We start from the raw sequence: 10,775 nt of genomic DNA on the forward strand, positions 1-10,775 counted from the left end.
ATGGAGTGATGGCGACAGCGCACCCGCGGACGCGCCATCGCCTCGTTTGCCGATGAGAATGACCGGCCGGAAATAGTTTGCGACGGCCTGACTCTATTTCTTTATTACATTGATATTGACCGTGACGTCCTTGATCGTTCCCTCACCGTAGGACACCCGCACCTTATACACGTCCTTTCCGGAGTATCCGGCGTTAGAAGTATAATATTCGGACACGCCAGGAGATTTCCTGGAATTGCACCGAATCTGGGGCGCACCTGTTGAGTAATGTGAAAAAATCTTTTCGCTAACGAATTCAACCGAGCCGTGCGCCGGGGCTTGCACCAACTTTATCTTCGCCATCGTTGCAGCGGTGCAGTCTGGATTCAAATTGTAAGACTGGCCCATCTTCGTCCGTTCTCCGCTCACAGCCCGGCTGTGATCCTCGGAAATTTGAACACCGTTACTGGTGGTGGCACATCCAGACAGGCCTAAAATTATGGAAAGTACAGAAATCGAAATATGATTTTTCTTGAAAACTCGCAAACAGGACATTCGTCTTTCATCCCCCGGTTTAAATTGTAATACAATTCACCCTATCCAATCGGCAAGTTATTTCAATGGCTCGTGGCCCTTCACCCCCAGGTGAGACTCTAGTGAGCGCCAACCCCTCCTCCCTCATCCCTGTGCTTGTCACAGGGATCCAGCGCGCCCAAGTCCTTGGGCGCGGGAGACTCTCTTCATCCCAATTGAGTCATTCACGGCGCAGACGCGCCGTGGCTGGATTCCTGTGACGGGCATAGGAATGAGGGAGTTTGGAGCGACGTTCTCGCACTTGCTCGTCACCTCTCGCTGGAACGCGGCATTCTCCCACTCGCACCTATTCCAGCCGCCGCGCCTCCAGCGGAGCCTCCTGCCTGAAGCCGTCGAAAAAGCGGCCGCCATGCAAGGCAAGCTCTCGATCGGCCAAGGCGAGGAATCGGCCGCCGTCACCCTGCACCGCCAGCCTGAACGCGGCATCGAAGTCCGCCGCCAGTTCCACATCGAGCTCCCTCAGAACACGCGGCGCCCACTTGCCGCGGCCGGCCCATGCGCCGCGTCCGAGCAGCATCAGGTCGGCGAGCTTCTGGTGGAGAGCCGCCGCGATGGCGGCGATCTCTTCGGGTGGGCGGTGGCCGCGCAGGTCGTCGGCGAGATCGGTGACATGATAGCGCAGCATGTCGTAGCTCGGGCCATCGAGAGGCTTCGGCCCTGCGGCAAGAACGCTCGCCGCCTTCGCCTGGAGGAGGCGCGCACGCTCGACATCCGGCCCGACGAGGCTGCCCGTCGCAACCATGTTGACCATGACCGGACAACCGCTCTCCGCATCCTGATGGAGATAATGCGCCAGCGTCTGCGGATCGTGGACGAAGGCCTCGACCGGAAAACCGTCTTCAGTGAAGGACTCCCGCCAGGCCCTGTCGAGCGACGCAAATACGACGACGAGATCGATATCCGAAAACCCGGTCCCCTCGCCGCGCATGATGGAGCCGGAAACATAGGCGAAGGCAGCCCCGGCATAACGGCTGGCGAGAGAGCGGCGGGCGGCGGCGAGCGCCTGCTCGGCAACAATCTGTTTCTCGATATCGTCCATGTTCTCGTCCTCGAATGCGGGAGGCGAGCGGCAACAAAAAACCCGCTCGTTTCCGGCGGGTTGGTGTCTTCTGCGATGAACGGAATTCAGTTCACGCGTCTGCCACCCACCGCCAAACGGTGGTCGTAGACATCGTGGAAACTGCGAAAATCCTGCTCATGGGCGTAAGTTATCGCCCGCCGGCAACAGCGTCAATCCGCCAAGCACGCTTCCCCGCCGCACTGTTTTCCGTCTAAAGCGCGTCGCGATCTTTCAGATTCGCTCCTTGCGCTTTAGGTCTTTGTTGCTACGCATGTCGTTATCGCAAAACCGCCGCACACTTTTGCGCGACATGCTCTAAGATCACCCAAAGACTCGTTGAACAGGAAGGCCCGCCATGCCCCATCCCGCCACCGTCATTCCGCGTCCCGCACCGGTTCTGCTGCCGGTCGAAGGCAGCGATGAGCGCTTCCCGGTGCGCCGCGTCTATTGCGTCGGGCGCAATTATGCCGATCACGCGATCGAGATGGGCCATGATCCCTCGCGCGAGCCGCCCTTCTTCTTCCAGAAGAACGCCGACAATCTGCTGCCGGCCGGCAGCGCCTTTCCCTATCCGCCGCTGTCATCAGACGTGCATTACGAGGTGGAATGCGTGCTGGCGCTGAAATCGGGCGGCGCGGACATCAAGGCCGAGGATGCGCTCGACTGCATCTACGGTTATGCCGTCGGCATCGATTTCACCCGCCGCGACCTGCAGGGCGAGGCCAAGAAGCTCGGCCGTCCCTGGGAGCTCGCCAAGGCCTTCGAACATTCCGCCCCCGTCTCGGCGATCGTGCCGGCAAGCCGCCTCGGCCATCCCGCAAACGGCCGGATCTGGCTGGAGCAGAACGGCAGGCGCGCTCAGGACGGCGACCTCAACCAGATGATCTGGAAGGTGCCGGAGATCATCGCCGAACTGTCGAAGCTCTTCGTGCTGGCGCCCGGTGACGTAATCATGACCGGCACGCCGGCCGGCGTCGGCGCGGTTGTGAGGGGCGACCGGATCACCTGCGGCATCGACGGCGTCGCAAAGCTGTCGGTCGACATCGTCTGAGGAGAGGCCCATGCCCGTTTACGCCCTCGGCGGACTGACCCCGAAGCTGCCGCCCGCCGGCCTCCACTGGATCGCGCCGGATGCGCATGTGATCGGCGACATCGAACTCGGCGAGAATGTCGGCATCTGGTTCGGCTCGGTGCTGCGCGGCGACAATGAGCGGATCACCATCGGCGCCGGCACCAACATCCAGGAAGGCGTCATGGCCCATACCGACATGGGCTTTCCGCTGACGACGGGCAAGGGCTGCACCATCGGCCACCACGCCATCCTCCACGGCTGCACGCTCGGCGACAACGTGCTGATCGGCATGGGCGCCACCATCCTGAACGGTGCGAAAATCGGCAACAACTGCCTGGTCGGCGCCAATGCGCTGGTGACGGAGGGCAAGGAATTCCCCGACAATTCCCTGATCGTCGGCGCCCCCGCCCGTGTGGTGCGGGTGCTGGATGAGAAGGCGGTGGAAGGTATTCGCCGCTCGGCGGAAAATTATGTGGCGAATTGGCAGCGGTTTGCGCGGGATCTTAAGGTGATTGGGTGAATGAGGCCGAAGAGAGGTGATGGTGTGCCGTGTGGCACACCTGTAAAGAAAAGAAGCGAAGTCTCGCCCTCACCAAACGCCCGGAACCCACCGCCAGCGCACCCGCGCCATATATTCCGCATATCCCGCAAGCCCCTTGCGCAACTCCGCCTCCTCTCCCAGCGTCCGCCCGAACAGCGTGACCACCAGCAGCCCCACGGGGATCAGCGCGTAGAGGGAGCCGAGCGACAGCGCCATGCCGGCGGCGAGCACGATGGCGAAGGCGTATCCCGGGTGACGGATGGTGGCATAGGGGCCGGTGTCGATGACCTTGTGGCCGCGGTCGGTCTGGATGCGCACCGTCGGCTCGAAATGCTGGTTGACCGACTGCGCCCAGGTAAGGCCGAGATAGCCTGACGTCATCAGGACATAGCCGATGACCACGACCCAGTCCGGCTGCGGCGCCCAATGAAAGCGCCCGTCGTCGAAGGCGCCGACCGGAAGAATGGCGGCGAAGAGGATGATCGTCAGCGTCGCGACCACGGCATCCCAGGCCTTCGTGCCTTTCTGGTAGCGGCTACGCGCCGCAAACAACTCCGGATTCGTCCGCCAGATCCAGAGGATCGCGATCGCCGTCAGTGCGAGAAACAGGCCGAGGAACATCCAGCCGCGCGGCCAGTCGAGCGTGCCGGCCGGCCAGAACAGCGCCGCGAACATGACGATGATGGTGATGCCAAGCGACCCGAGCGATGGCGCCAATGCGCGGCCGGGTCCGGTTTTCAGCTGTGTCATGGCCATTCTCCGCTCCCAAGCCTGGAGCGTCGTGCCTCCTCACGAGCGCGCATCGGCCCGAAAATCGATGCCGATTTTCAGACCGATGCCCAGCAGCCCCCCGCTGAATTTAGAAGGTGAAACGCGCCCGACAACGCATTGTTCGAGCGATCGATGAGCCGCCCTACTCGGCGGCCTCCAGAAACTGGCTCTGCCCGGAAGAAGCTGCAAGCGCCCGAACCCTGGCTTCCGTCTTGGCGATCAGCTGATAGAATTCGTCCTGCGCCTCGACATCGAGCTGAATGACGGCGTTGACGTCGTCGGGCGTATCGCAAACGCAGGCGACCGCCGAGATGGGACAAATACCACCGGGATAACGCTTGCCGGTCCCGGTATAGGCGCGGCGGCCCCAACGCTCGGAATGGACCGTCTCTTCCCGTTCGAGATGGAGGATCGTCCCCTTGCACGCGGTCACGATGGCCGCTTTGCCATAAGCGAACCAATGATAATTGAGCCTGCGGAGAATATATTTGCCAGTGATGTCTTCCCCGGCGAGCTCGGCCGGGTTTTCTATCATTCGGATCATGACAGCGTCCTCAACATGCGAGCAATATCCGTCATCTCTACTTTCCTCGCAAGTCGAAAAGCGCAGCTTTTGTAGTAACTTAGTCACAAAGTATTTCTGATTCTTACATCCTGCACGGGTCGGGCAGCGCTTGGGGGCGTACAATTCGTCGTCGAATTTACTGCCGCTGCACCTGGTTTTGCCTGTTCTGGAGGGCGGCCGTGCGCCGATGCTTCGCGTTACAGGCAGTGCTCGGGGCACCCCCCTGTGTCCTGCCGGGCATCTCCCCCACAAGGGTGGAGATTGGCAAGAAGCTTGACCATCGCTCCCTCTCTAACGGTAGCGACAATCACAATGCTTAGTTGTTGGGGAAAGTGGCGCTTCCAGCCAATCTCCCCACCTGTGGGGGAGATGTCCGGCAGGACACAGGGGGGTGCCACACGATACACCCTCTCCATCCTTCCCGCCCCTAGGCGACACTCCTCCGCTTACGCCGCGCAGGCCTCGCACAATCCGCGGATCTCGATCGTGGTTTTCTCGGGCTTGAACTTCTGCCCGCGCACCCAGGCCATCAGCCGGTGGTCGACCTCGTGGTCGTGGAATTCCATCACCTGGCCGCAGCTTTCGCAGATGGCGAAGGCGACAATGCCGTGGCTGTGGCAGTTTTCGCCGGGATGGGCGCAGGCGACGAAGGAGTTGATGCTTTCGAGCCGGTGGACGACGCCGTATTCGAGCAGCTTTTCCAGCGCCCGGTAGACCTGCAGCGGCGCGCGAAAACCATGGTCGCGCAGCTTGTCGAGAATGGTATAGGCGCTGAGCGGCCCTTCGGCCTTTTCGAGCACGTCGAAAACGAGCGACTGGTTCTTGGTGAGTTGCGGTGTCGTCATGAGCCTTGTCCTTGCGCAAGTGCGCGGCGCCTGACGGGGAGCAGGCTGAGAATGAAGAGGATCAGCGCCGCGACCACGATCGACGGGCCGGACGGCGTGTCGTAGGTGAGCGAGCCGAACAGCCCGCCGACGACGGCGGCCGCGCCGATCAGCGAGGCGAGCACGGCCATGATCTCCGGCGTGACCGAGAAACGGCGTGCCGCCGCTGCCGGTATGATCAGCAGCGAGGTGATCAGCATGATGCCGACGATCTTCATGGCAATCGCGATGACGACGGCCATCAGCAGCATGAAGAACAGCCGCGCCCGCTCGGGCCGCAGCCCCTCGGCCTCGGCCAGTTCGGCATTGACGGTGGCCGCCAGCAGCGGCCGCCAGAGCCAGGCGATCGCCGCCAGTACGAAGAGCCCGCCGCCCCAGATCAGGGCGATATCAGATGTGGACACCGCAAGGATATCGCCGAACAGGAAGGCGATGAGATCGATCCGGACCCAACTCATGAAAGCGACCATGACGAGACCGATCGCCAGCGTGGCATGCGAAAGGATGCCGAGCAGCGCATCGGCCGACAGCGCCTGGCGCTTCTGCAGGAAGAGCAAGAGCACGGAGACGAGCGCGGCGACGGCGAAGACCGCCAGCGTCAAGTTGAGTTCGAAGAGCAGCGACAATGCAACGCCAAGCAGCGCCGAATGGGCGATCGTATCGCCGAAATAGGCCATGCGCCGCCAGATGATGAAGCAGCCGAGCGGCCCCGTCGTCAGCGCCAGTCCGACGCCGGCAAGGATGGCGCGCACGAAGAAATCGTCAAGCATGGCGGCCCTCCCCGCTGCGGGAATGGGCGTGTTCATGCGCATGATCGTGCCCATGATGATCGTCATGAGCGTGCTCATGAGACCCATGTGCGTGATCATGCCCGTGCTCATGGGCACCATGAGGGTGATGTCCGTCCTCGGGGTGACAATGATCGGTCACCGAGCCGTCGGCGTGTTGCACGCGGCCATCCGGCAGGTGCGTATGATCGTGGTGATGGCTGTAAACGGCGAGCGTCTGGGCCGCCCGGCTGCCGAAAAGGCGCACATATTCCGGGCTGCGGCTGACGGCCTCGGGCGTGCCGCGGCAGCAGACGTGGCCGTTGAGGCAGATCACCGTATCGGTCTCGGCCATGACGACGTGGAGATCGTGCGAGATGAGCAGGATGCCGCAGCCGCTGGCATTGCGGATCGATTTGATGAGGTCGTAAAGCGCGATCTCGCCGGAGAAATCCACCCCCTGCACCGGCTCGTCGAGCACCAGCAGGTCGGGCTTGCGGGCAATGGCGCGCGCCATCAGCGCCCGCTGGAACTCGCCGCCGGAAAGGTGCTGCACCTCGGCGCCGATCATATGGGCGATGCCGGCGGCTTCGAGCGCTGCCTGCATGTCGCGCTCCGGCAGCGGGCCGGTCAGCGTCATCAGCCGGCGCACCGTCAGCGGCAGCGTCCAGTCGATCGAAAGCTTCTGCGGGACATAGCCGACCTTGAGGCCGGAGAGACGCTCCACCCTGCCCTCGTCCGGCTTCAGCACGCCGATCGCGGCCTTGGCGCTCGTCGATTTGCCCGAGCCGTTCGGCCCGATCAGCGTGACGATCTCGCCGCGCGAAACGGAAAATTCGACGCCGCGCACCAGCCAGCGGCCGCCGCGCAGGACGCCGACATTCTCGAGCGAAACCAGCCGTTCGCCCTTGGCATGTGCGGGAGAGAGCATCAAATTTTCCGACAGCGCTGTTGCATCCTGCTATTGCACACGTTATAGCATAACGCAATTGATGTAATAACATAACATTTGCAATTCAAGCGGAGCATATGATGAAACGCGCCTTGGGGCCTGCCCTGAACAGCTTGGCCCTCAGAATTCCGGCTGCCCTCGCCATTCCGGCGCTTGCGATCCCCGCTTTGCTTTTTGCCGGTGCGATGCGGGCGGCCGATGCACCCGTCGTCGTCACCTCGATCAAGCCGATCCATTCGCTGGTTTCGGCGATCATGCAGGGTGTGGGCGAGCCGGAACTGATCGTCGATGGCGCCGCTTCGCCGCACACCTACAGCATGAAACCCTCGAATGCGCGGGCGCTGCAGGATGCCAAGGCCGTCTTCTGGGTCGGCCCGAACCTGGAGGCTTTCCTCGAAAAACCGCTCGAAGCTTTGGGCTCGAATGCCAGCGTCGTCGAGCTCGACAATGCGGCCGGCCTGACCAAGCTGCCCTTCCGCGAAGGCGGCGCCTTCGAGGCGCATGACGACGGGGACCATGAAAGCGCTTCCGCCGACGACCACGATCATGCGGCTGAGCAAGCACATGATGGTGGGCATGCCCATCACGATGATCATGAAGAGCACGGCCACGGCGCCTTCGACACGCATCTCTGGCTCGACCCGATGAATGCCAAGGCGATGGCCACCGTCATCACCACGACGCTGGTCGCCGCCGACCCCGCCAATGCCCTGACCTATCAGGCCAATGCCAAGGCGCTGGACGATAAGCTGACGGCGCTGGACAAGGAGCTTGCCGCCACCGTCGCCCCAGTCAAGGACAAGCCCTTCGTTGTCTTCCACGACGCCTACCAGTATTTCGAACACCGCTACGGCATCCGCGTCGCCGGCTCGATCACCGTCAGCCCGGAAACCATTCCCGGCGCCGAGCGCGTCTCGGAAATCCACCGCAAGGTCGGCGAACTCGGCGCAACCTGCGTCTTTGCCGAACCGCAATTCGAGCCGCGCCTCGTCAAGGTCGTCATCGAGGGCACGAGCGCCAAATCGGGCGTGCTCGACCCCGAAGCCGCAACCCTCAAGGCCGGCCCCGATCTCTACTTCACCCTCATGCGCGGCATCGCCGACAGCATGAAGGCTTGCCTCTCCAGCGCATGATATTCATGCGACATACTGGAAAGAGCTGAGGCGGAAAGAGGCGGATGACCCCGTTCCGCCTTTTTTCGTCACCATTAATGTAATGATATAACATTAATATCAATGAGGTTCCCATGGACAACAGACTTCCGGTCACGGTGCTCTCCGGCTTTCTCGGCGCCGGCAAGACGACCCTGCTCAACCACGTGCTCGCCAATCGCGAGGGCCTGCGCGTCGCCGTCATCGTCAACGATATGAGCGAGGTAAACATCGACGCCAGTCTCGTGCGCGATGGCGGCGCCAATCTCTCGCGCACCGAGGAACAGCTGGTCGAGATGACCAATGGCTGCATCTGCTGCACGCTGCGCGACGACCTGTTGAAGGAGGTGCGCGACCTCGCCGATCAGGGCCGCTTCGATTACCTGCTGATCGAATCCACCGGCATCGCCGAGCCCCTGCCCGTCGCCACCACCTTCGAATTCCGCGACGAGAACGGCCAGAGCCTTTCCGACGTCGCAAGGCTTGATACGATGGTGACGGTCGTCGACGCCGCCAATCTGCTGGCCGACTATGCCTCGGCCGATTTCCTCGCCGACCGCGGCGAAACGGCCGGCGACGGCGACAACAGGACGATCGTCGACCTGCTGGTCGAGCAGATCGAATTCGCCGATATCGTGGTGCTGAACAAGATCGGCACGGCAAGCGAAGAACAGCGCGACGCCGCGCGCAAGATCATCACCGGCCTCAATCCGGATGCAAGGCTGATCGAGGCCGATTTCGGCAAGGTGGCGCTGAGGGAGGTGCTCGGCACCAGCCGTTTCGATATCGACAAGGCCGAGACCCATCCGCTCTGGTACAAGGAGCTGCACGGCTTCCGCGACCACGTGCCGGAGACCGAGGAATACGGCATCCGCTCCTTCGTCTATCGCGAGAAACGGCCCTTCCATCCGGCGAAACTGCAGGCCTTTCTCGACAGGACATGGCCGGGCGTGGTGCGCGCCAAGGGCTTCTTCTGGCTGGCGACCCGGCCACACCATGTCGGCGAGGTCAGCCAGGCCGGCGCGATCGTGCGCACCGGCAAGATGGGCCTGTGGTGGGCTTCAGTCCCTCGCGAACAATGGCCTCAGGAACCCGGCTTCCTCAATGCCATCAGCCCGTACCTCGACCCCGTCTGGGGCGACCGCCGCCAGGAAATCGTCTTCATCGGCGCCGATCCGATGGACGAGGCCTGGATCAGAAGCGAACTCGACGCCTGTCTGGTGGAAAGCAACGCCTTCACCCCCGAGCGCTGGCGCAACCTCCCCGATCCCTTCGCCAGCTGGAACAGGCAGGCGGCATGAAGGCGACGGCACTCAAACGCTACCGCTGCATCTGCGAGGAATGCGATCCCCTGCCACCGATCGACGGACTTCATCCGCTGACGCATGAGGCTGAGGAAACGGCACGCAAGGCGAAGGGATTGCTCGGCATTGTCGCGGAGCGAGTGATGCCACGCAGGCAGGGGTGATGAGGAGATGTTTCCGACGGGAAACGGAAGGACCGGAGGGTGGACAATCGGTAAGACACTGGCCGACACCAGCCACGACCAGACGAGGTTCGCCAACTCTTCTTCCGTCATGCTCGGGCTTGTCCCACTGGTGTCCGGTTTAAATTTGGTCACCATTGGAGGCTCATCTGTTGGGGATTGGCTGGTGGGCTGCCGGCGGGTCGCAACAGGCGGTCGATCCTGCGTCGGTGCATGAGATTGGCGCGCACCAGGCGGGCGAAGGCGAGCGGGCTTGCGACGGTGGTCTGGTCTGCCTTGGCCATCTGCAGCAGCAGGTATGCGATCAGGGCGACGGCGATCTGGATGCGCACGGCATTCTCGCTATTGCCGATGAAATGGCGGATCTTCAGCGTCTGCTTGACCCATCGGAAGAACAGCTCGATCGCCCAGCGGCGCTTGTAGAGCGCGGCGATCTCTTCAGCCGGAGCATCGAGATCGTTGGAAAGGATGCGCAATATCTTGCCGGTTTCGATCCGCACGCAGACCTCCCGAACCGGCACGCTCATCGGGTTCCTGCGGCTTTTCGCCATGCGCTGCGGCAGGAGGCCGACCCGATCCGACAGGATGGTTCCAACCAGGCTAACCGCTCTTTCCTCGGTGACGGCCAATTTGGTATGGGATTTGAGGCGCGTGACGATGCGGCAGCCGGCGGCATTGAGCTTCGCCCACCAGCCGAAATCGTAATAGCCGAGGTCGAAGACATAGGTGGCGCCCGCCTCGATGGGCATAACCTTGGCGGCGGTGATGTCGTTGACATTGGCCGGCGTCACCGCCGCATAGATCGGCCGTTCGGCATTGGCATCGTAGACGACGTGAACCTTGGCGCCACAGGCCTGATCGGAAAAGCGTGCCCAATCCGATCCCGCTCCGGAAAGGCGCAGACTGCTGCTGTCGATCAGATGCACCGCCTCGCCGACGGCCCGCTTGAGCCC

Annotated in this window: 12 protein-coding genes; 5 read left to right on the forward strand and 7 right to left on the reverse strand. The window is 62.5% G+C overall.

The genetic code is table 11. The annotated features are described in order from the left end of the window. Positions 1-859 precede the first annotated feature (859 nt). Entirely contained in the window at positions 860-1,612 is a 753-nt protein-coding gene (locus ATY78_RS26920; RefSeq protein WP_088685335.1) for a nucleotidyltransferase domain-containing protein, read from the reverse strand. Between the two features lie 376 nt (positions 1,613-1,988). Between ATY78_RS26920 and ATY78_RS26925 the strand changes: the two genes are divergently transcribed. Both ATY78_RS26925 and ATY78_RS26930 read left to right on the forward strand, forming a co-directional pair. Next, a complete protein-coding gene (locus tag ATY78_RS26925; protein ID WP_088685336.1) occupies positions 1,989-2,684 on the forward strand; it encodes a fumarylacetoacetate hydrolase family protein in 696 nt (231 codons plus the stop codon). Between the two features lie 10 nt (positions 2,685-2,694). Next, positions 2,695-3,225: a gamma carbonic anhydrase family protein gene (locus tag ATY78_RS26930; RefSeq protein ID WP_088685337.1), complete on the forward strand. Its 531-nt coding sequence runs from the start codon at positions 2,695-2,697 to the stop codon at positions 3,223-3,225. A 69-nt stretch (positions 3,226-3,294) separates the two neighbouring features. Here ATY78_RS26930 and ATY78_RS26935 read toward each other — a convergent pair whose 3' ends face one another. The 5 genes from ATY78_RS26935 to znuC all read right to left on the reverse strand — a co-directional run bounded on the left by ATY78_RS26935 (position 3,295) and on the right by znuC (position 7,164). Continuing rightward, a complete protein-coding gene (locus ATY78_RS26935; protein WP_088685338.1) occupies positions 3,295-3,996 on the reverse strand; it encodes an isoprenylcysteine carboxylmethyltransferase family protein in 702 nt (233 codons plus the stop codon). A gap of 163 nt (positions 3,997-4,159) precedes the next feature. After that, complete coding sequence (locus ATY78_RS26940) at positions 4,160-4,561, reverse strand: hypothetical protein (protein ID WP_088685339.1); 402 nt, start codon at positions 4,559-4,561, stop codon at positions 4,160-4,162. Between the two features lie 467 nt (positions 4,562-5,028). Next, on the reverse strand, positions 5,029-5,427 hold the full coding sequence (locus ATY78_RS26945; protein WP_004679676.1) for a Fur family transcriptional regulator: 399 nt from the start codon (positions 5,425-5,427) through the stop codon (positions 5,029-5,031). Beyond that, entirely contained in the window at positions 5,424-6,236 is an 813-nt protein-coding gene (gene znuB, locus ATY78_RS26950) for a zinc ABC transporter permease subunit ZnuB (protein ID WP_088685340.1), read from the reverse strand. Before znuB ends, ATY78_RS26945 begins: the two co-directional genes overlap by 4 nt. Next, on the reverse strand, positions 6,229-7,164 hold the full coding sequence (gene znuC, locus ATY78_RS26955; protein WP_088685341.1) for a zinc ABC transporter ATP-binding protein ZnuC: 936 nt from the start codon (positions 7,162-7,164) through the stop codon (positions 6,229-6,231). The genes znuB and znuC overlap by 8 nt, the downstream gene beginning before the upstream one ends. Positions 7,165-7,265: 101 nt before the next feature. Between znuC and znuA the strand changes: the two genes are divergently transcribed. From znuA to ATY78_RS28680, 3 genes are all read left to right on the forward strand, one after another. Beyond that, positions 7,266-8,318 (forward strand): zinc ABC transporter substrate-binding protein ZnuA, encoded by a 1,053-nt coding sequence (gene znuA, locus ATY78_RS26960; RefSeq protein WP_088685368.1) that lies wholly within the window; start codon positions 7,266-7,268, stop codon positions 8,316-8,318. Positions 8,319-8,431: 113 nt separating this feature from the next. Continuing rightward, positions 8,432-9,637, forward strand: coding sequence for a zinc metallochaperone GTPase ZigA (gene zigA, locus ATY78_RS26965; protein ID WP_088685342.1), 1,206 nt, complete (start codon positions 8,432-8,434; stop codon positions 9,635-9,637). Beyond that, positions 9,634-9,804 (forward strand): hypothetical protein, encoded by a 171-nt coding sequence (locus ATY78_RS28680; RefSeq protein ID WP_190237534.1) that lies wholly within the window; start codon positions 9,634-9,636, stop codon positions 9,802-9,804. The genes zigA and ATY78_RS28680 overlap by 4 nt, the downstream gene beginning before the upstream one ends. Positions 9,805-9,953: 149 nt before the next feature. Here the strand turns inward: ATY78_RS28680 and ATY78_RS26970 are convergent. Next, on the reverse strand, positions 9,954-10,775 hold an 822-nt coding region (locus ATY78_RS26970), incomplete at its 5' end, for an IS4 family transposase (RefSeq protein WP_088685343.1).

The organism is Rhizobium sp. R635, from assembly GCF_002211285.1.
Classification (GTDB): domain Bacteria; phylum Pseudomonadota; class Alphaproteobacteria; order Rhizobiales; family Rhizobiaceae; genus Rhizobium.

Excerpts from the sequence above, each read along its gene's own strand:
- ATY78_RS26920 (WP_088685335.1), bottom strand. The coding sequence starts at position 1,612 with ATGGACGATATCGAGAAACAGATTGTTGCCGAGCAGGCGCTCGCCGCC.
- ATY78_RS26925 (WP_088685336.1), top strand. The coding sequence starts at position 1,989 with ATGCCCCATCCCGCCACCGTCATTCCGCGTCCCGCACCGGTTCTGCTG.
- ATY78_RS26930 (WP_088685337.1), top strand. The coding sequence starts at position 2,695 with ATGCCCGTTTACGCCCTCGGCGGACTGACCCCGAAGCTGCCGCCCGCC.
- ATY78_RS26935 (WP_088685338.1), bottom strand. The coding sequence starts at position 3,996 with ATGACACAGCTGAAAACCGGACCCGGCCGCGCATTGGCGCCATCGCTC.
- ATY78_RS26940 (WP_088685339.1), bottom strand. The coding sequence starts at position 4,561 with ATGATCCGAATGATAGAAAACCCGGCCGAGCTCGCCGGGGAAGACATC.
- ATY78_RS26945 (WP_004679676.1), bottom strand. The coding sequence starts at position 5,427 with ATGACGACACCGCAACTCACCAAGAACCAGTCGCTCGTTTTCGACGTG.
- znuB (WP_088685340.1), bottom strand. The coding sequence starts at position 6,236 with ATGCTTGACGATTTCTTCGTGCGCGCCATCCTTGCCGGCGTCGGACTG.
- znuC (WP_088685341.1), bottom strand. The coding sequence starts at position 7,164 with ATGCTCTCTCCCGCACATGCCAAGGGCGAACGGCTGGTTTCGCTCGAG.
- znuA (WP_088685368.1), top strand. The coding sequence starts at position 7,266 with ATGAAACGCGCCTTGGGGCCTGCCCTGAACAGCTTGGCCCTCAGAATT.
- zigA (WP_088685342.1), top strand. The coding sequence starts at position 8,432 with ATGGACAACAGACTTCCGGTCACGGTGCTCTCCGGCTTTCTCGGCGCC.
- ATY78_RS28680 (WP_190237534.1), top strand. The coding sequence starts at position 9,634 with ATGAAGGCGACGGCACTCAAACGCTACCGCTGCATCTGCGAGGAATGC.